Origin of the sequence: Acutalibacter sp. 1XD8-33 (genome assembly GCF_003612555.1) — a bacterium.
Classification (GTDB): Bacteria; Bacillota; Clostridia; order Oscillospirales; family Acutalibacteraceae; genus Acutalibacter.
The window spans coordinates 1-18,398 of the sequence record NZ_RAZF01000042.1 but is presented as its reverse complement, the minus strand read 5'-3'; the positions used below and the strand labels follow the sequence as shown (position 1 = coordinate 18,398).

The 18,398-nt window shown below is 49.4% G+C and carries 23 protein-coding genes; 19 read left to right on the top strand and 4 right to left on the bottom strand.

Annotated elements, in window-relative coordinates; translation table 11 throughout:
* Positions 1–234 precede the first annotated feature (234 nt).
* From D7X94_RS16320 to D7X94_RS16305, 4 genes are all read right to left on the bottom strand, one after another.
* Positions 235–426 (bottom strand): hypothetical protein, encoded by a 192-nt coding sequence (locus D7X94_RS16320; RefSeq protein WP_442857924.1) that lies wholly within the window; start codon positions 424–426, stop codon positions 235–237.
* A gap of 4 nt (positions 427–430) precedes the next feature.
* On the bottom strand, positions 431–1,372 hold the full coding sequence (gene mobV, locus D7X94_RS16315; RefSeq protein ID WP_120428737.1) for a MobV family relaxase: 942 nt from the start codon (positions 1,370–1,372) through the stop codon (positions 431–433).
* 183 nt (positions 1,373–1,555) lie between these two features.
* Positions 1,556–1,951: a replication initiator protein A gene (locus D7X94_RS16310; protein WP_120428736.1), complete on the bottom strand. Its 396-nt coding sequence runs from the start codon at positions 1,949–1,951 to the stop codon at positions 1,556–1,558.
* A gap of 111 nt (positions 1,952–2,062) precedes the next feature.
* Positions 2,063–2,476: a cysteine-rich VLP domain-containing protein gene (locus D7X94_RS16305; RefSeq protein ID WP_120428734.1), complete on the bottom strand. Its 414-nt coding sequence runs from the start codon at positions 2,474–2,476 to the stop codon at positions 2,063–2,065.
* A 352-nt stretch (positions 2,477–2,828) separates the two neighbouring features.
* Between D7X94_RS16305 and D7X94_RS16300 the strand changes: the two genes are divergently transcribed.
* From D7X94_RS16300 to D7X94_RS16205, 19 genes are all read left to right on the top strand, one after another.
* The gene (locus D7X94_RS16300) at positions 2,829–3,194 is read left to right on the top strand and encodes a hypothetical protein (protein WP_120428733.1); all 366 of its coding nucleotides are present in this window, start codon (positions 2,829–2,831) and stop codon (positions 3,192–3,194) included.
* Between the two features lie 23 nt (positions 3,195–3,217).
* On the top strand, positions 3,218–4,018 hold the full coding sequence (locus D7X94_RS16295) for a helix-turn-helix domain-containing protein (RefSeq protein WP_120428732.1): 801 nt from the start codon (positions 3,218–3,220) through the stop codon (positions 4,016–4,018).
* Between the two features lie 34 nt (positions 4,019–4,052).
* Positions 4,053–4,589 (top strand): hypothetical protein, encoded by a 537-nt coding sequence (locus D7X94_RS16290; protein ID WP_199715153.1) that lies wholly within the window; start codon positions 4,053–4,055, stop codon positions 4,587–4,589.
* Between the two features lie 299 nt (positions 4,590–4,888).
* Positions 4,889–5,248 carry a TnpV protein gene (locus tag D7X94_RS16285; protein ID WP_120428730.1) on the top strand — a complete coding sequence of 120 codons (360 nt, stop codon included), beginning with the start codon at positions 4,889–4,891 and terminating at the stop codon, positions 5,246–5,248.
* 220 nt (positions 5,249–5,468) lie between these two features.
* The gene (locus D7X94_RS16280; protein WP_120428729.1) at positions 5,469–6,482 is read left to right on the top strand and encodes a MerR family transcriptional regulator; all 1,014 of its coding nucleotides are present in this window, start codon (positions 5,469–5,471) and stop codon (positions 6,480–6,482) included.
* A 110-nt stretch (positions 6,483–6,592) separates the two neighbouring features.
* On the top strand, positions 6,593–7,102 hold the full coding sequence (locus D7X94_RS16275) for a flavodoxin family protein (RefSeq protein ID WP_243111362.1): 510 nt from the start codon (positions 6,593–6,595) through the stop codon (positions 7,100–7,102).
* Positions 7,093–7,746 (top strand): hypothetical protein, encoded by a 654-nt coding sequence (locus D7X94_RS16270; protein WP_120428727.1) that lies wholly within the window; start codon positions 7,093–7,095, stop codon positions 7,744–7,746. Before D7X94_RS16275 ends, D7X94_RS16270 begins: the two co-directional genes overlap by 10 nt.
* A gap of 446 nt (positions 7,747–8,192) precedes the next feature.
* On the top strand, positions 8,193–8,591 hold the full coding sequence (locus tag D7X94_RS16265; RefSeq protein ID WP_120428725.1) for an RNA polymerase sigma factor: 399 nt from the start codon (positions 8,193–8,195) through the stop codon (positions 8,589–8,591).
* A gap of 117 nt (positions 8,592–8,708) precedes the next feature.
* Positions 8,709–8,954, top strand: a complete 246-nt coding sequence (locus D7X94_RS16260) for a hypothetical protein (RefSeq protein ID WP_120428723.1) — start codon at positions 8,709–8,711, stop codon at positions 8,952–8,954.
* 7 nt (positions 8,955–8,961) lie between these two features.
* Positions 8,962–9,237: a DUF3847 domain-containing protein gene (locus D7X94_RS16255; RefSeq protein WP_120428721.1), complete on the top strand. Its 276-nt coding sequence runs from the start codon at positions 8,962–8,964 to the stop codon at positions 9,235–9,237.
* A gap of 108 nt (positions 9,238–9,345) precedes the next feature.
* Complete coding sequence (gene mobQ / locus D7X94_RS16250) at positions 9,346–10,884, top strand: MobQ family relaxase (protein WP_243111361.1); 1,539 nt, start codon at positions 9,346–9,348, stop codon at positions 10,882–10,884.
* A 21-nt stretch (positions 10,885–10,905) separates the two neighbouring features.
* Positions 10,906–11,226 carry a DeoR family transcriptional regulator gene (locus tag D7X94_RS16245; protein WP_279221805.1) on the top strand — a complete coding sequence of 107 codons (321 nt, stop codon included), beginning with the start codon at positions 10,906–10,908 and terminating at the stop codon, positions 11,224–11,226.
* An 11-nt stretch (positions 11,227–11,237) separates the two neighbouring features.
* Positions 11,238–12,092, top strand: coding sequence for a ParB N-terminal domain-containing protein (locus tag D7X94_RS16240; RefSeq protein WP_120428720.1), 855 nt, complete (start codon positions 11,238–11,240; stop codon positions 12,090–12,092).
* A complete protein-coding gene (locus D7X94_RS16235) occupies positions 12,082–12,423 on the top strand; it encodes a hypothetical protein (protein ID WP_120428718.1) in 342 nt (113 codons plus the stop codon). Before D7X94_RS16240 ends, D7X94_RS16235 begins: the two co-directional genes overlap by 11 nt.
* Positions 12,424–12,431: 8 nt before the next feature.
* Positions 12,432–12,794 (top strand): cysteine-rich VLP domain-containing protein, encoded by a 363-nt coding sequence (locus D7X94_RS16230; RefSeq protein WP_120428740.1) that lies wholly within the window; start codon positions 12,432–12,434, stop codon positions 12,792–12,794.
* A 119-nt stretch (positions 12,795–12,913) separates the two neighbouring features.
* The gene (locus D7X94_RS16225; RefSeq protein WP_120428716.1) at positions 12,914–13,630 is read left to right on the top strand and encodes a replication initiator protein A; all 717 of its coding nucleotides are present in this window, start codon (positions 12,914–12,916) and stop codon (positions 13,628–13,630) included.
* A complete protein-coding gene (locus D7X94_RS16220) occupies positions 13,627–14,454 on the top strand; it encodes an ATP-binding protein (RefSeq protein WP_120428714.1) in 828 nt (275 codons plus the stop codon). The genes D7X94_RS16225 and D7X94_RS16220 overlap by 4 nt, the downstream gene beginning before the upstream one ends.
* A gap of 269 nt (positions 14,455–14,723) precedes the next feature.
* On the top strand, positions 14,724–16,361 hold the full coding sequence (locus tag D7X94_RS16210) for a recombinase family protein (protein ID WP_120428712.1): 1,638 nt from the start codon (positions 14,724–14,726) through the stop codon (positions 16,359–16,361).
* Between the two features lie 98 nt (positions 16,362–16,459).
* Complete coding sequence (locus tag D7X94_RS16205; RefSeq protein WP_120428709.1) at positions 16,460–18,232, top strand: DUF262 domain-containing protein; 1,773 nt, start codon at positions 16,460–16,462, stop codon at positions 18,230–18,232.
* Positions 18,233–18,398: the final 166 nt, after the last annotated feature.

Sequence of the window (18,398 nt, the reverse complement as noted above, 5' to 3'; positions counted from 1 at the left end):
CATGCGCCAGAAACAGCAAATCGTGAACACTCTTTTTGAGCAAGGAAACGCTTAGTTTTGTTACCCCCCCCCCGCCGAAAAACTACAAAATTTCTTCGGCGTTTTCTTACAATTTCAAATTGGCGTTGACAATTATTCATATTGTCGCTCCTTTTCTTAAAAAAGAAACGGAGCTGCTGACAGTTCCATTATACTGCCAACAGCCCCGTAAATCAATAATGTGGCTGGAAAAACTTATGTCCTGGCTTCCTCACTCCGCCGCTTGTCGGCGTACTTGCGGAACACCTCATAAAGCTGCTGTTCCAGTTCCCGGCGTTTTGCCGCTTCCTGCTCCGGTGTGAATATTGGGGAGAGATTTTCCAGCGTGATTTCCTTTCCTTGAAAAGTCACGATTTCGGTTTCCTTTTTGTATCTGATATTTGTTATAAAATCACCTTTCCTTTCCATAGTTCGGTTGCTGCTTCAACTCCGCCAACACCTCTGGCGGAATACGGTCAACCAGCCTTTGAATGTTTTGCAATTTGCTTTCCAGCTTCGCCCGTTCCATGCGGTCTTTCATCTTGCCGCTTTCGCTGGCTCTGGCTCTCGCTTCCAGCTTTTGATTTTCTTCCAGCAGGTCATTTATCGTAACCTTGTATTTTTTCAGTTGCCCGGAGAAGTTCTCCATCTGCGGAAACCACTTTTTCAGCATGGCAAGGGCTTCCTCCTTCTTCTTTCCGGCGTTCAGCGGGTTAATTCCGTCAAGAGCCGCTTCAATCGCCCTTGCCTGTTTGGAGAGGTTGACCGCCTGCTCGAACAGCCGGGTAGGGATATGCTTCCGACCTGTTTTACTTGCACTTTCCCCACGCTCCAAGTCGGGATATTTCTCCACCATGTAAGCGTGAAAATCGTCCTGCCACTTTGTCAAATTCGCCCGGTTGCCGATGATTTCTTTGGCGCACAGGCGGTTGTCCGCTGTCAGCGGAACAAAAGTCAAATGCAGGTGGGGCGTTTTCTCGTCCATGTGTACCACCGCCGACACGATATTTTCTCTGCCTACCCGGTCAATGAGGAAATCCGCCGCCCGCTGGAAAAACGCCTGTATCTCCTTTGGGGACTTCTTCTTGAAAAACTCCGGGCTGGCAGTTATCAGCGTATCCACAAACCGGGTGCTGTCTTTGCGTGTCCTGCACCCCGCCTGTTCGACACGGTTTTGAATGAAATGGTAGTATCTGCCCTCCGGCTTGACAATGTGAAAATTGTACTTGCTCCGGCTGGTGTCAATGTCGGGATTGCTGGCGTACTGTTCCTTTTGCCGTTCGTGGTGGGCTTCCAGCGGTCTTGCTGGGTTGCCCTTATGCTTTTCAAATCGCAAAATTGCGTGCTGTGTCATGAACTCCTTTCCCCATTCCTTTCCTATCCGGGACTTTTCCACAGGAAAATCCCGCCGGAATTATCTCTGATAGGATTGGAATGGATAAGATATAAATAAATCGTTTTAATCTCTGTATTTCTATATACCGTCCGGTTTTCGTACTTCAAGAGGATTGATTATCGTACTCCATGAGTACGGATTTCAGCCCTTCGGCGTACCAGAACCGGATTTCTTGAAGTCGGTGTTTGAAACCGCTTCATAAGATTTTGGGTAGATACGGTTGGGTTTTCCACAGCCCTGTTTCTGTATCTCCACAAGCCCCGCATACTGCAACTCCCGCAGGGTGTTTACCGCTTTCTGCCGTCCACAGTGGAGCAGGGCGACCACCTCGCAGATGGGGTAATACAGGTAAATCCGTCCGTATTCGTCTGCCCAGCCGTTCTTGCAGGACAACTCCGTCCGGCGCAGGATAAAGGCGTACAGTATCTTCGCTTCGTTGGACAAGGGCTTGAATGCAGGGGCTTCAAAGAGGAAATTGGGGAGCCGGGTGAAGCTGATGGCTTTTTCCGGCTGGTGAATGTAAATCGTGTTTGTCATAGCGTGTTTTGTGGACGGTTAGAAGCCCGTTTTCCGGGGTGGGTGATAAATCATACCACCCGCCCCGGTTTGGGGCTTGCAGAGCCTTGCAAATCAAGGCTTTTTCCCGCCTTAACTGTCCACAGCAGACCTCCTTTTCCGTTCACTTTCTGTTTTCTGCCGCCTGTGAACTCTGGCGGCGCAGTCCAGGCAGTATTTGCCCCGGTTGGACTTTGGCACGTAGGGCTTTCCGCAGACCGAGCAGCGTTTCAAAGCACTGTCACGGTAAATCTCCGCTTCCAGCGTCCCGTCCAGCGGCAAGACCGCCCAGCGGAACCACTTGCAGCAGACGGAGAATGTAATCATCTGTGGACAGGTGTAGGTGTCGCCATCATCTATCGCAAGGCAGTTTCCACCGTCACAGTTACAGCACTCCCGGCGGATAAGGGTGGTTGCCCGTTTCCGCTGCGCTGGGGTCATGCGGTAGGGGAAGCTGTCCGGCCTGTGTTCCAGCGGCGGCAAATGTTGATAGGGTCTTTCTTTCATGCAGTCCCTCCGTTTTTCTTTTTGTTGCCGTTTTTCCCAAAAAGGCTTCCTGCCCCATTCCTGCGGCGTGTTCCGGCGTTGGTGCGCTCGCCTGCTCTGGTCACGGTGTCCAGAAGCAGGGTCACGGCACACTTCCCCAGCCGGGGTATTCCTTTTCAAACGGTCATTCGGTTTTCAAGGGGCTTGTCCATCGATGAACTATCTCAAGTGTATACTTTTTTGATTGCCTGTGCCGTATATCCATAAGGTAGGAAATCTGCCCGGAAATCTCCCTATTTCCACGCTCTCGGAATTGTGGTATAATAGGAGAAAACAAAATTTAATTTACAAAATTTGGGACAGGAGAAAGATTATGAGTAATTTGGGTTGGTATCAGGTAATGACTACTGCGGCAAAAAAGGTTGGTGGCCCCCGAAATTTGTTTCTCTTAACTTTGGGGGCGGGGGGAGTAGTATATAAATGCGGCGAAATGGCAGTTAAAAAAGCATATCATACCCTAAAAGGTCTGGCAGACAGGACAGATAGGGTTGAAATGTCGCAAGTTTATAAAGTTGTCGTCAGCGGGGAAGATGGGAAAAACTTAGTACTAAATGTTGACGATACATATAGAATTTTGGAATCAGATGGCGAATCCGTTTTGATTGAGAAGATTGGCGATACAAACAATCCTTATTTTGTATCAGCGGATTTTCTACGTTCTGTATCTGACTTTACCTAAAGGTTATCACTAAGGAGGGCAGAATGGCTTTAACAATACAAGAACGCTTAAAAGACCTGCGTGTAGAGCGTGGGCTGACGCTGGAACAGCTTGCGGAGCAGACGCACCTCTCCAAGTCTGCGCTGGGTAGTTATGAAGCGGAGGACTTCAAGGACATCAGCCACTATGCCCTTATCAAGCTGGCAAAGTTTTACGGCGTGACCGCTGATTATCTGCTGGGGCTGGCAGAAACAAAAAATCATCCAAACGCCGACCTTGCAGACCTGCGTTTGAGTGATGATATGATTGAACTGTTACAAAGCGGGCGGGTGGATAACTCTCTGCTATGTGAGTTGGCGGCGCACCCGGATTTTGTCAGGCTGATGGCAGACCTTGAAATCTATGTAAACGGTGTGGCGGTCAGGCAGGTACAGGGCGCAAATGCGATAGTGGACGCTATGAGCGCAACGATTGTCAAACAGCACAATCCCGACATAAGTGACCCGCAGTTGCGGCAGCTTGTCGCCGCCCATATTGATGATGACAGCTTTTGCCGTTACATAATCCAGCAAGATATAAACGGGATAGCCCTTGACCTACGGGAAGCCCATAAGGACGATTTTTTCAGCGTCCCGGAGGATAACCCGCTGAAAGATTTTTTGCAGACCGCCGAAGAAACCGCTAAAAAGGACAGCGACCCGGAGAGAGCGTCTTTGGTGTTTATCTGCAAACGGCTCCGGCTCAATTATGGCAAGTTGAACGGGGAAGACAAAGCGGCGCTGAAACGGCTTGCAGGAAAATCGGACTTGCTGAAAAATCCAATCCCGCAGCGGGGACGGAAGTAACAAAATTTAAGGATTTAGGAAAGGAGCAGTTATAATGAGTTCAGTTACGAAAAGAATTAGCGAAATAAAGCAACCGAGAGGCGGATATATAAAACCATCTCAATTTTCCGTACATAAAATGGATGATGAATGTATTTTGAATGAGAGCGAAAATGTTCATGCGTCTATAATCGGAATGACTGTTGATTATTTAACAAGATATGCGATGGGCGCAGAGCTTTTAGATGCTTTCAAAATATCTTGCATGGGTGCAAAAGTGGCGGAAGAAATGTTTCAGCAAAAAAATGCGATGAAAACTGCCAGTAAACTATTATCTGGCATAAAAAGAATTGATGAAAAAGCGGTTATCAATGCTTGCAAATTAGTAACTTATGATGTGTGGTTTAGAAATCCTATGGGTGCAATAATGGCTAAGGGTGCAGACGAAACTAATCCAGATAATGCAACCGTTCAAAATATAAAAATATTAGTTCAGCGCAGTTTGAAGTTTTGGGAAGATTATGGTCCTATTGTTAAGGACGGCTTTACTTTTGAGCCTAACGGTTATACAGAAATAGTTAGTGTCTGCTGAAAAACGGATAAAAGGGAGTCAAAATCAAGGAATGCAAATGGAAACAGGGAAGAAAAGGGGAAAAAGCGTGCAAGAAGCAAGGGAATGTGGTATAATGAAGGGGGCCAAAAATGGGGTTTTATAGGAGAAACCCTGGAAAATGGGGGTAGAAAGCCATGTATTACCGGGATGATAAAGATGTGCCATAATACCTTGTGACGAGTTCAGTTGCCCAATAAAATTCACGAACAGGGACACGATCAACTGAACTTTTCGTGGAAAGAATAGGACAATGGGACTTGAACACAAGGAGGTTCATTATGGCAGAATTAACCTATACGAGAGTAGGCGACTACTACATTCCCGATCTGATACTTGACGAGGGCCCAGCAACAGAGAAGTTTTATGGCAAATATGGTGATCTTCGCCGTACCTACCTCCAGAAACATAAGCCCAAGTTGTGGATGGTACTGGTGAACACCGGCAGAGCAGACGATCACCTGACCAGCATTGAGCGGGCAGCGGAGCGGCGCATGGACATGCTTCTGCCGCAGATGATGAAAGCTGCTGGCGTGACCGAGGAACTGAAAGCCCGTGACCAAATGGCATGGGTGGGACTGATGAATTGCTGTAAGGCCCAGGTGGAGGAAATCATATTCAGCGAATTAGTTTATAGCTAGAGGCTGATGGAAACAGAGGGCATACTCGTCCTCTGTTTCCAATTTTAAGTACCAGATAAAAAATTGACCTCATTGTAACATTTCGCGGACATTTACCTGATATACTAGCCTGGTTCAGAGAGCAGTACTAACAAGGCAGCCAGTCGCGAGAGCGGCTGGTACATATTCAGCCTTGTAAATTTCGTTTATCTGAAATATAATGAAGCCAGGAGGTGGTTCCATGGACTATCTAACGGCGAATGAAACTGCATTGAAATGGCACATATCAAGCCGAATGGTGGCCTACTATTGTAAAGCAGGCAGAATTGATGGAGCTGTCAAAAAAGGGAAAACATGGTTTATCCCCGCTGATGCTGAAAAACCTGTTGATGGACGAAACCGTGGGAATGGATTCAAGAGTGAGGAGATATACGGGATACCGTATGCAGAAAACGAGCGTGCGTTAGATAGTATATACCATACAAGTGATATTGCAAATAGTCTCGGCCTAACCAGGGAAACATTACGGTACTACGAAGAAATGGGGCTGATCACGCCCAAAAGAAGTGGTGACAGCAAGTACCGGGAATTTGATTTATATGATATGACTCGAATTATGGCGATAGATTTTCTCAAAAAAAGAGGATTCACTACTGCCGAAATCAGTGCGCTTCAAGGTACGGCAGCAGAGGACTACGCCAAAATCACACAAGAAAAAATTAGCGCCATCCATGAAAAAATCCGCGATTTGACTGAAATGACAAAACGGCTGGAACATATGCGGGAATTTTGTGAATATACGGCACAGTACCAGCCTGCATTTTCAATCGAGGAATTACCTGTCTACTATGTGGTGAATACGCTAGGCACCGGAGCATCTCTTGACGAGTACCGGGATAAAGTATTGGCTTATCTCAATGTAGAGAAAGAGGATATTTTATCAAATATGGTGCGCGTTGTGACTTTTGATGAAAACGGCTATATCACTTCGGGAATGTATATTGTGAAGCCATTTCATGGAGAAGGATCGCCAGAACAGAAAACAGTTTTGGAAAGCGGAAAGAGCTTGCATGTATTGTTTACGGCTGATAACAGAGACCAGTCTATCATGGAAAAGATGTTTCGTCTGTGTTATGAATGGGCGGAACAAAATGGTTTCTCTTTTCGCGGGATGTGCTATATCTTCGCGCGTCTTGTGGTGTTAGGGGAGTTGACCGACCAGTATTGCTATGAGGTATGGGTTCCCCTCAAATGACGCGGAATTAAATATCAATTTGCTCTTGACTTGGGGGCTTCCACCGACCTTATGCTTTTATAGGGTCGGTGCTTTTTGCCCGATTACGCATGAGAAAATGGAGGGAGAGAATGAACCTGTTAATTATCAATACTTTGCCGGAGGCAGAACCAGCCGCACAACAAGTGATCTGCGCTCTGGCAGAAAAAGTGGATGAGTATCGCGTCATTCACACCGCTGCAATGAGGATTGCTCCCTGTGTTGGATGCAATTGCTGTTGGTTAAAGACACCGGGAGTATGTGCGCTGAAAGATGACTACGAACAAATCCTGAAAGCCTATCTGGAATACGATGCTGCTATTTTCATTTCCGGCACCAGCCTGGGCTTCATTGACCATAGGACGAAAAACCTCATCGACCGGTCAATTCCCCTCGGCACCATGTATACCCATATTGTTAATGGACAAATGCGTCACGTCCCGCGCTACGATAAAGTGTTCCACTTTGGTCTTATCTACACAGGCGAAGCTGATCGGGAGTATTTGGAGCTTTGGCTAAAACGGTTTGCTCTAAACTTCAACAGTGTGAGTATTGGCGCATTTCCTGTCGAAAAAATACAGGAGGTATCTCTATGCATCTGACAATTATCAGTGGGGCGACACGCCCGCGTGAAAGGAGTAATACGGCAAAAATCATCAGCGTATTTTTGACAGGCTTTCAGAAATGTGGTCACACCGCCGAGGTCTGGTATCTTTCTGACAGGACAAGCTGGGCGGGAACAAGAGCGGCCTTTTGTGAAAATAGCAATATCTTGTTTGCGTTGCCGCTGTATGTGGAGAATGTTCCCGGAACAATGCTTGAGTTTTTAGAGAGCCTGCCCCCTAAAACAACATCTGGAACTCGGCTGTCATTTCTTGTGCAAGGTGGATTTCCAGAGGCTTCACAGGGACGCTGCTGTGAGTGTTTTCTAAAAACGCTCCCCGAACAGTTAGGATGTGCATATGGTGGAACGCTTATCAGAGGGGATATGTTCTCGACCGGTCTGTTAGGGAAAAAGCACGGCAGTAAAATGGTGCAGCCTTTCATTGAAATTGGGCATTCCTTCGGGAAATATGGGTATTTCCACGAAAGTATTATTGTAGAGTACGCAAGCCCGGAGTATTTATCAGAGAAACAGATTCGGCAATTCCAGCGTTTGAGCAAGTTCAGTAGATGGCTTATGGATATAATTGCAAAGCGGCTGGGCTGCACGGAGAGATTAGACGCTATGCCCTATGATAAATAAATATTTTACTTCTGGCGTTTGCTCGCATTGCGAGCATTCTATGAAATAATCCTATTAAATCTGCCCAGCGGCAGAAAAGAAAAAAACCGCTGCTGGGCAGACCCATTACTCATGTCCAAAATCCATTTCCAGCGGCGGTTTTAAGAAATTAAAGCCGCCGTTTTTTATGTCCAATAGGCGGCAATAGGAGGATGCCGCTATGTGGTTACAATGGCAAAATCAACTTGATATTTCAAAAAAAGCCTGATCTCTGCAACGGCGCACTCCACCTGCACTTGCAAAAACCGTCGTTTTCCGCCGGCCCATAATGTTGTTACTTGCACCCGAATGGCCTTATGCCGTTCGGGTGCTTTTGTATTTCCGAGCCGATTACTCCGGCCACGCTGCCGCTCCCCGCCCCTTTCGTTCAGACCCCAGCAAAAATCTGAACGAAAGGAAAATGCAGGATGGGAATTACCATCAGAAAGCATAGGCGCAATCTGTCCTATGACGATGCTACCACCCTTGACGAGCTTTGGGTGATAGCCAAGCAGTTTGACCGGAGCTTTTACCGTGAGTGGAAAGACCATTGGGACGAGCGCGGCTATGACGAGTACATAGTTGTCACCGAGGGACGTTTGCCCTGCTGCGAATCGCCAGAGGAATATGTGTGCCGCATGGAAACCCGCAGGGAAATTCTTGCGGTGCTGGCTCTCTGCACCGAGAAGCAGCGAGAGCGGTTTTTGCTCCATGCTCTGTACGATCTCAGCCACGCCGAGGTTGCTAAATTGTGCGGTTGCTCGAAAGAGGCTGTCCGGTTAAGCATTGAAGCGGTCCGCAAAAAGTTTATGAAATTTTTCCGCTAACCCCCTTGTCGATCAGCTTTTCAAAACGGCTATAAGGTGAGGGGCAATACGCTCCATTACCGGGAGGGACAAGCTGCTGTGTCGGCTTGTCCCTCCTGACATTTGAAGGAGGTCTTTATGACAATTATCAGACTGCACCACTGCCACCCCCGCTGCCCGATCAACTGCACTTCCGTTCCACTCCTGATACTGCCCCTGGAAAATCTGACAGTCCAAGGCGAGGATGGAGCAGCAGTAGCGTTGTTGCTGGCGAATCTGCCCCCGGCCCAAGTCCAGCAACTCCATTCCCGCACCGCCGCCAGCGCGATCACGAAGCTGGAACGGTATTTTCTCAAAAACGGCTGGATGCCGAAGGAGGCTTGATAACAAAATGGGCAAATCATTAGAGGTCCAAAAGGCAAAGGCGGAGAAGGAAGTCCGCCAGTTGGAGAACCAGCAGAAAATACTTCTGAACCGAATCCGCAAGGAAGAACGCAACGCCCGGAACCATCGCCTGATTGTGCATGGCGCGATTATGGAGGGCGTGTTCCCCTTCACCGCCAGTATGGACGGCGAGGCAATCAAGGCGTTCCTGATTGACCTTTCCCGTCTGCCGGGAGCAGCGGAGACGGCGGAAAAGGCGCAAAAAAACGCCCCCACAAACTAAAGTTCGTTTCTTACGGCGCACTTATACACCGTGTCCGGTGCCGTGCGCCCTGCCGGGAGCTGTTGCGTCCTGCGGACGCGATGGGGAAGTACCTTCCCCAAACCCCATGTGCGCCAGCAAAAACGAAACATCCGCTTTGCGTCTGTTTCGTTTCTGCTGGCCTATATCCCCCGCCACCGACTGCGGAGGAAGGAGGAAAAGCAGATAGCAATTTTTCACTGTCCCATTCAAATCATCAAGCGGAGTGTAGGCCGTTCGGCTGTCGCTGCCGCCGCCTACCGGAGCGGCGAGAAGCTGACAAATGAATGGGATGGCAAAACCCACGATTACACGCATAAGCCCGGTATCGTCCACAAGGAGATCATGCTGCCAGCCCACGCCCCGCCAGAGTTTCAAGACCGCTCCACCCTCTGGAACTCCGTGGAGCAGATCGAGAAAGCCAGCGACGCCCAGCTTGCCCGTGAAATCGAAGTTGCCCTTCCTGTGGAGTTGTCCAGGACGGAGCAGTTGGCCCTTGTCCGATCATTCGTCAAAGATAACTTTGTGGCGGAGGGAATGTGCGCCGATTTTGCGCTCCATGACAAGGGTGACGGCAACCCCCACGCTCATATCCTGCTGACCATTCGCCCACTGAAATCGGACGGACGCTGGGGGCCGAAGTGCCGCAAGGTTTACGACCTGGACAGCCAGGGCAACCGCATCCCGGACGGTAAAGGCGGCTGGAAGAATCATCGGGAGGACACCACCGACTGGAACAATCGGGAGAACGCTGAAAAGTGGCGGGCGGCGTGGGCCGCTTACGCCAATCGCGCGTTGGAGGCGGCGGGCCGACCGGAGCGAATAGATCACCGCAGCTATGAGCGGCAGGGCATTGATAAAATCCCATCCATCCACATGGGCGTTGCCGCCAGCCAGATGGAGCGGAAGGGTATCCAGACGGAGAAAGGGAACGTCAACCGCCAGATCGCCGCAGATAACAAATTGCTGAAGGAACTCAAGGCCCGCATCACCCGGATTTACAACTGGACGAAGGAACAGGCCAAGGCCGAACAGCCCCAAGACAGCGGCAGTCTCGTGACCCGGCTTTATGAAGCCCAGGCAGAGGTCAACAGGAACAAAGCCCGCTACCGCTCCGGCAGGATTAAGGCCCTCCAAGAGAACGCAAAGCTGCTGGCGTTTTTGCAGGGCAACGGTATTACTTCCATGGAACAGCTTTATGAAAAAGTCTCTGCCATGAATGATGCCTATTACGATTTGCGCGGCAAAATCGTCAAAACCGAGCGCCGCCTTGCCGTCCTGGATGAACGGCTGGAAATTTGGGCGCAGTACGACAAGTACAAGCCCATCCGCCAAAAGCTGGACAAGGTGAAACCGGGCAAGCGGGAGAAATACCAGCAGGAGCATAGGGCAGAACTCGCTACCTTTGATACTGCCGCCGATTTTCTGAAAAATTTGAAAGAATCCGGCGAGGCGATCACGCCCAAGGTGTGGCGGGCCGAGGCCGCGAAGCTGACCATGCAGAAGGATTTCGATTATCAGAAAATGCGGGATATGCGGGATGAAATCAAAGCGGTGGAAGCCCTGCGAAAGGCCGCTGACCGTCTGGCCCGTGATGGACAGCACCAGCAGAAGGAAAATGAACGATAAATTTATCAGGAGGTTACGAAAATGGATATGAACCCGTGGGAACGCCGTCAGAAGATTTTGGAGGCTTTGTGCCTCCGGCGGCACGATACTTACGGCAATCTGGCGCATGAGTTTAACGTCAGTACCGGGACAATTCGCCGAGACATTGTGGTGCTGACCTGCTCCTATCCGATTGAGACGGTGAAGGGCGGTCACGGCGGCGTCAGAGTTGCAGAGTGGTTCCACCTTGACCGTAGGGCGCTGAACTCTGCGGAGATCACGTTTCTCCGTAGGCTGGGGGAATCCCTGGATGGCCCCGACCAGGAAATGCTCAACCGGATTATCGCCACATTTTCGCATTGAGGACAGTCACCATGCGAATGAAAATCAGCGAAATCAAAATCAATCCGGGACGGCGGGACACCCAGCAGCGGAACGTGGAGGAACTGGCCCGGAGCATTGCCACCGTGGGCCTGATGAATCCGATCACCGTCACCCAGGACAACACGCTTATCGCCGGCCTGCATCGTCTGGAAGCTGTGAAGCCGCTGGGCTGGACGGAGATCGAGTGCGTTGTCAGCGAGGCGGACGGCCTGCAAGCGGAGTTGGCGGAGATTGACGAGAACTTTGTACGGGCGGGGCTGTCCCACCGGGAACTGGGCGATCTGCTTCTACGCCGGAAGGAACTCTATGAGGCCCTTCACCCGGAGACACGCCAAGGTCAGCGCAACGGGCAGACGGCTAAAAACGCAAATTTTTCGCTTTTAGAAACGAAGTCATTTGCCCAGGATACCGCTGACAAACTGGGCGTCAGCAAACGCACCGTTGAGCAGCTTGTCCAGACCGCCCGTGACTTGACCCCGGAGGCAAAGAGGACCATCCGGGATGCTGGCGATAAAATCACCAAAGGGGCCGCACTGAAAATTTCCAAGCTGCCCCCTGACCGGCAGGCGGAGGCCGCTGCGGTTCTGACGATAGCGCCGCCCATACCGAAGCGGCAGGGGATGATGGAAAGCGAATCGGCGTTGAGCGAGTTTAAGGCCCTATGCGTCCGCTACGTTTCCGGCATCGAATCCCTCCATCACCGGGCGGATATTTTCGCCGGAATGACAATTTCCCAATTTGACGCATTGGGCGATAGCGCCTATTCTGTCACAACCGCAATCAAAGGATTTTTCGAGAAAGTGCATGAAATCCGACACGAAATGGAGAAGGAACATGAAAACTGACTACATCACCAGCGGCTCCACCCTGCCGCCCTATCTGGCCTATCCCCGGTTCCTGCTGGGCATGAATATCCGGCTGACTGCGAAAGAAGTGTACGCGATCATGCTGGATATGACGCTCAATTCGGATATGGTTCAGACCGACAAGCGTGGGCGGCGGTATCTGGCGTTCTACAACAAGACCATCGCGGAGATCATTGACCGCACCCCCAGCACCGTGGCGCAGTCCCTTCGGGAGTTGGAGGTCGTGGGGCTGGTGGAGAAGAAGCTGATTGCCCTCCATACCCCCTATCACATCTACATCAAGCTACCCGCCGGAGAGAATGAGCCGTGATTGTCCACATGAACTATCAGCAGTATCGGACGGCGCGGCGGCTGATACATAGCTGTTGTAACTATGACGGCGGGTGCTGTCTGCTTCTGGACGATGGCGAGGAATGTGTCTGCCCGCAGAGCATCACTTACTCGCTGATCTGCAAATGGTTCCGCACCGCTGTCCTGCCCCTAGATACTAGCCTGTGCGCTGCCCTGCTCCACCGGGCAGACAGAAAGAAATGCGTCCTCTGCGGCGGCTACTATCTGCCGAAATCCAACCGGGCGAAATACTGCCCCGACTGCTCCATTCGCATGAAGCGGGCAAAGGCTACGGAGCGTAAGCGGAAACAAAGGCAGAACTGTCACGCTTTAGGGCTTAAAAAGCCCTGATTTTGCAAGGCTTTCCGGGAGCGGCTCGATAGAGGGCTGATACATTCCCTGTCCAGCACTCCGGAAGGCCCCCAGATGGCCCGCAACGGCGGGGAGGTGACATCTATATTGCTGACTACATGACGAAAGATACCAAGCTGCCGCCGTACCTGCCCTATCCCCGGTTCCTGTTGGAAGCGGATATGGCGCAGGCCGCAAAGCTGGTTTACATGGTTCTGCTGGACAGGGCCACGCTCTCCCAGGCCAACGGCTGGACAGACGAGGGCGGCAGGTTGTACCTGGTGTTTCCCATTGAGGAAATTGCCAACGCTATCGACCGCAGCCCCATGACCGTTAAGAACGCCCTGGCGGAGTTGGAAACTGCTGGCCTGATCGAGCGGCAGAGGCGGGGCTTCTCCGCACCGAATCACATCTATGTGAAGATACCTGATGGACAGGATATTGTCCGACTGACGGACAAAAAACTGTCCGTCATAGGGAAAGAAACTTGTCCTTCTGACGGAAAGAAAACTGTCCCTATGATGGACAGAAAACTTTCCCCTAACCACCTGAGTAATAACAACCTAAGTATAAACCACCTAAAGGGAGAGCGTACACGCGCGCCTGCGCGAGGCCGCTATCAGAATGTTTTTCTTTCGGATACGGAGATAGCCGAACTGCAAGCAGAACTCTCTGACCTTTGGCAGCAGTATGTGGAGAAGCTGTCCGAGTATATGGCCTCCACGGGCAAGACCTATCAGAACCATGCCGCCACTATTCGCCGCTGGGCGGCGGAGGACAGACGGAAGGGCAAGAGCATACCCAATTACACTTATGAGGAGGGCGAGAGCCTATGAATGATTTTGACAGCATTATCAAGCGCATGACCGTGACCCATGTAGGGCCGGAGGACTATACCGGCGAGGACGGGCTTTTGTACTGCGGCAAGTGCCGTACCCCGAAGCAGTTTCGCATGGACGCAGCGCCCTTGGAGGGGCGGCTGCTCCCCTGTCCCTGCCGGTGTGAGCAGGAACGTATCGACCGGGAGACTACGGAGCAGGAGACCCGCCGCCACCTTCAGGCCGTGGCCGATCTGAAGCGCCGGGGATTCACCGACCCCGCTATGCGCGGCTGGACATTCGCCAATGACAACGGCAAATGCCCGCAGATGAAACACGCTCATTTCTATGTCGAGCATTGGGACACCATGCTGGCGGAGAACATCGGCTATCTGCTTTGGGGCGGCGTTGGCACCGGGAAAAGCTATTTCGCGGGATGTATCGCAAACGCCCTGATGGAGCAGGAGATCACCGTCCGTATGACAAATTTTGCGTTGATTCTGAATGATCTGACTGCCAGCTTTGAGGGCCGCAATGAGTACATATCCCAGCTTTGTCGCGCCCTGCTGCTTATCATAGACGATTTCGGCATGGAGCGTGGTACAGAGTACGGATTGGAGCAAGTCTACAACGTGATTGACAGCCGGTATCGCAGTAAGAAACCGCTGATTGTCACCACCAATATTCCGCTCCAAGATTTACAGCACCCCCAGAACACCGCCCACGCCCGTATCTACGACCGTCTGCTGGAAATGTGCGCCCCCATTCGATTCTCTGGTGAGAACTTTCGTAAAGCCACGGCGCAGGACAAGCTGGCACGGCTGAAAAATCTGATGGACTGAAAGGAGTTGCCTATGAGAAAAACGCAACAGGATAAACCCGCTGCACCCAAGACTAGACGCCAGAACAAACCCCGATTCATCGTGACCCGTGAATATAACGGCAGACAGAGCATGAGGGCCGCTTTTGAACAGGCCATTGAATCCCAGGCTTGCGGGCAGTTTGAATCCTGGCTTGAAAAGAGGGAGAGCGATAAAAATGCCTGTTGAAAATTTTGCCGAAATATGGTATCATGACCATATCGTGTCCCTGTTCATTAAGGAGATCACCAATGAACAGGAAGAATAAACTTACCCCTTCTGTCACCGCTCTGTACTGCCGCCTCTCCATCGAGGACGGACGGGAAAACGAGAGCATGAGCATCAGCAATCAAAAGGCTTTGCTCCGCGACTTTGCTGAGAAAAATGGCCTGCTGGACTACGAATTTTATGTTGATGACGGTTACACAGGCCGTAATTTCAACCGTCCTTCGTTCCAGCGGATGATTGCCGACATTGAGGCGGGGAAGGTCAAATGTGTCATCACAAAAGACCTCTCCCGGCTGGGCCGGAACTACATTGAAGCTGGCAGTTATATCGAAATCTTCTTCCCGCGCCACAACGTCCGCTATATCGCTGTCACCGATGGTGTGGACAGTCTGAACCGGCAGGAGATGGACATTACCCCCTTCAAAAATATCCTAAACGATATGTATAGCCGGGATATTTCCAAAAAAGTTTTGGCGGGTTGGATGGCTCGCTCCCGGCAGGGGAAATTCTTGGGTGGTCCCACTCCTTACGGCCTTATGCGCGATCCCAACGATCACGGGCATCTGATTATTGACCCGGAAACTGCCCCTACGGTAAAGCTGGTGTTTGATCTGGCGCTGAACGGGTACGGCACGATGAAGATTGCCAAGCACCTGTTAGAGCGCAAAATCCCAATTACACGCATTAAAGAGCCTGTGGAATCCGAAGTCCGCTATTATTCGTGGAGCGGTTCGGTGATTGGGAAAATGCTCCGTAACCCGGTCTATAAGGGCGATCATGTGGTTTGCAAGTGCCACCAAAAGGCCATTCGCTCCAACACGGTGAATTTCATTCCTCGTGACCAGTGGGAAATTATCGAGAACTGCCACGAGGCCATTGTCAGTCGGGAGCAATGGGATAGGGTGCAAAAGCTGATTGACCGCCGCCCGACCATCATGCAGGGGAATAGCTGTCCCTTTTACAATCTGTTTCACGGCCTTGTCTACTGTGCCACCTGTGGGAAATCCATGCAGGTACGCTATGAGAAAGTCGGCAGAACCGGGAAGAACCGCTTCACCGGAGAAATGCGGGAGCCAATTGACAAGGCGTATTACATTTGCCAGACCTATAATCGGCTGGGGAAAAACGCCTGCACCAGCCATAAGATTGAAGCCCGTGACCTCTACAATCTGGTGCTGTCGGACATCATGGAGCATGGCAAAATGGCCTTGCAAGATGCAGAAGCCTTCTATGGGCGGCTGACCCGTCGGCTGGAGCAGCGGTATTCCATTGACGAAAAAAGTCTGAAAAAGGAACAGGACGCGCTTGCGAGGCGCAACCAGGGAATTGACGAGATGTTCATGAGCTTGTACGCTGACAAGGCAAGGGGCATCTTGACCGAGCAGCGGTTCCTCCGTATGACGGAGAGGCTGGAACAGGAGCAGACAGACAATAAAACCCGGATGCAGGCGATCACAGACGAGTTGCGCATTGCCAGCAGCGCGGACAGCGATGTGCGACGGTTCATTGGAGAAATCCGAGAGTATGCGTCCATCACCGAATTGGATGAAACCATTTTGAATCGGCTGATTGATAAAATTATCATTAGCGCAGTCGAAGTCGTTGACGGCGAAAAGGTGCAGAAAGTCCGCATTGTTTATAATTTTGTGGGCGAGATTTAAGTGATTTGAATTTGAGGAGGCCCTTTTTCAAAATGATTAAAGGGCCTCCTTGAGTTTATAAACTTGGCACAAGACAACAAGAAATGGAGTGGATATGAATGTATATTCAAGAGGAGCTATCCATCAAAGCAATGACAATCAGTCAGATATATTCGCTGTATGCCAACAATAAGCTGGTTGTAAACCGTAAGTATCAAAGAAAGTTGTGCTGGACTATCGAGGAAAAACGAAATTTTTTGGATACGATTGAACGTGGATTGCCTGTTCCGATGTTTTTATTTGCAGCTACAGATGATGGTCAGTATGAAATTATTGATGGAATGCAACGACTGGACGCAATCTGTTCGTTCATCAGCCAAAAATATGCACTCAAAGATGGACACTTTAATCTTGAATCAATGCCTGATACTATTGAACAGAAACGCAAAAATCAATTAAAGCAAAAGAAACCGATTGTAGATGCAAGTATCTGCAAATCTATATCAAATTATCCGCTTCCTGTTTCTATATTCCCAGCCGCAAGCGACGAAGATGTTGAGGAGATTTTTAAGCGTATCAATTCAACAGGAAAGCATCTGGCACTTCAGGAATTACGGCAAGTAGGTGTAGATACTCAATTTGCAACAATCATTAGACAGTTATCATCGGAAATTCGTGGCGATATATCGGAAGATAAATTGTTGTTGAAGAATATGTCTAATATTAGCCTCAGTAATTATCGACTTCCGTATTCGATCTTTATTGATGATATTTTTTGGGTCAAAAATGGGATTATAAATGGACCTGAAATCCGCCAGTCTCGTGATGAAGAAGCGCTTGCATTCATAGTAGCTAATATGATTCTCCCACAAAAGAATCATTTTTACTTAAATACGATGGCACTCAATAAACTCTATGGGTATTCTCCAAACCCGTTAAATATTGATATTCCAATTGAAATGACCCAAGTCAATAATGCTATTGATCGCATTGGACTGGATTTCGTGATGAAGCAGTTTAGGATTGTGATGTCTTGCATCGAAGAAATGTTAAACGTTTCTCAAAAAACGTTCAGGCAGATGATGGGAATTTCGAAAACTGTTTCAGATTTAATAGTCCCATTTCAAATTATATTTATGGCAATCCATCGCCTTATCATTACGGAAAAGAGAGGACTGGTGGACTATCATCTGCTTGCAAGTAAAATTGATGGTAAGTGTTCACGTATCGTAGGTGGGAACATACAAAATCGGGAGAGCGCCATTGATGCAGTTTATGGGTTAATTCAAGCGGCATTTACACAAAATTCACAAGAAGATCCTGCGCTTGATGATTGGTCCCTTGATTTTGTTAATATACTAAACAAGTCGAAAACAGAACAAGTTCTTTATGATTTCAAAATCGGATTTGTACCCTTAAATGAAACGAAAATTGATGTGTCTGTAGTAAATCAGGTCTTAAAGACGCTTACAGCAATCAATAATATAGGGCCTAATAGAACAGGATATGTTATTATTGGAATTGCCAATGACGAAAACGCAGCAAAAAAATATGCAACAAAGTATGGCATAGATTATACTTTGATTAATGATTTTCCGCTATGCGGTATAGAACATGATGCTACCGCAATTTCCCAAGACTTAGATCGCTATACGCACACGATAAAAGAATTTATTAGGAATAGCCAAGACATTCCAGAAGCGTACAGAATGCATTTACTAACTCAGATGAAAACACCTATGGTTTATGGAAAGCATACTTTCGTGTTCAAAACTTGCTATACAGAGCCTGTTCCATTTGGAAATGATTATTATCTCCGAGAATTTACAGATGTAAACAAGCTTACTCCGGAACAAATTCCCAATCTATTTACAAATTATTATAGAAAATAACCCAGGTTAATTACGCCAACATTTGCTACTCAAAGTGGACCGCACGTCGGAGGTGCGGTCCACTTTTTGAATTTACCGCTTGACAATGTGGCAATGAGCAGCTATCCATGGATGAGTTTTTTATGCCCTTTGGTGGGCGGCTCATGAAGGATAACAGCTGGGTGCG

Coding starts and splice junctions, on each gene's coding strand:
- mobV (WP_120428737.1), bottom strand. CDS start 1,372: ATGACACAGCACGCAATTTTGCGATTTGAAAAGCATAAGGGCAACCCA.
- D7X94_RS16310 (WP_120428736.1), bottom strand. CDS start 1,951: ATGACAAACACGATTTACATTCACCAGCCGGAAAAAGCCATCAGCTTC.
- D7X94_RS16305 (WP_120428734.1), bottom strand. CDS start 2,476: ATGAAAGAAAGACCCTATCAACATTTGCCGCCGCTGGAACACAGGCCG.
- D7X94_RS16300 (WP_120428733.1), top strand. CDS start 2,829: ATGAGTAATTTGGGTTGGTATCAGGTAATGACTACTGCGGCAAAAAAG.
- D7X94_RS16295 (WP_120428732.1), top strand. CDS start 3,218: ATGGCTTTAACAATACAAGAACGCTTAAAAGACCTGCGTGTAGAGCGT.
- D7X94_RS16290 (WP_199715153.1), top strand. CDS start 4,053: ATGAGTTCAGTTACGAAAAGAATTAGCGAAATAAAGCAACCGAGAGGC.
- D7X94_RS16285 (WP_120428730.1), top strand. CDS start 4,889: ATGGCAGAATTAACCTATACGAGAGTAGGCGACTACTACATTCCCGAT.
- D7X94_RS16280 (WP_120428729.1), top strand. CDS start 5,469: ATGGACTATCTAACGGCGAATGAAACTGCATTGAAATGGCACATATCA.
- D7X94_RS16275 (WP_243111362.1), top strand. CDS start 6,593: ATGAACCTGTTAATTATCAATACTTTGCCGGAGGCAGAACCAGCCGCA.
- D7X94_RS16270 (WP_120428727.1), top strand. CDS start 7,093: ATGCATCTGACAATTATCAGTGGGGCGACACGCCCGCGTGAAAGGAGT.
- D7X94_RS16265 (WP_120428725.1), top strand. CDS start 8,193: ATGGGAATTACCATCAGAAAGCATAGGCGCAATCTGTCCTATGACGAT.
- D7X94_RS16260 (WP_120428723.1), top strand. CDS start 8,709: ATGACAATTATCAGACTGCACCACTGCCACCCCCGCTGCCCGATCAAC.
- D7X94_RS16255 (WP_120428721.1), top strand. CDS start 8,962: ATGGGCAAATCATTAGAGGTCCAAAAGGCAAAGGCGGAGAAGGAAGTC.
- D7X94_RS16245 (WP_279221805.1), top strand. CDS start 10,906: ATGGATATGAACCCGTGGGAACGCCGTCAGAAGATTTTGGAGGCTTTG.
- D7X94_RS16240 (WP_120428720.1), top strand. CDS start 11,238: ATGCGAATGAAAATCAGCGAAATCAAAATCAATCCGGGACGGCGGGAC.
- D7X94_RS16235 (WP_120428718.1), top strand. CDS start 12,082: ATGAAAACTGACTACATCACCAGCGGCTCCACCCTGCCGCCCTATCTG.
- D7X94_RS16230 (WP_120428740.1), top strand. CDS start 12,432: ATGAACTATCAGCAGTATCGGACGGCGCGGCGGCTGATACATAGCTGT.
- D7X94_RS16225 (WP_120428716.1), top strand. CDS start 12,914: ATGACGAAAGATACCAAGCTGCCGCCGTACCTGCCCTATCCCCGGTTC.
- D7X94_RS16220 (WP_120428714.1), top strand. CDS start 13,627: ATGAATGATTTTGACAGCATTATCAAGCGCATGACCGTGACCCATGTA.
- D7X94_RS16210 (WP_120428712.1), top strand. CDS start 14,724: ATGAACAGGAAGAATAAACTTACCCCTTCTGTCACCGCTCTGTACTGC.
- D7X94_RS16205 (WP_120428709.1), top strand. CDS start 16,460: ATGTATATTCAAGAGGAGCTATCCATCAAAGCAATGACAATCAGTCAG.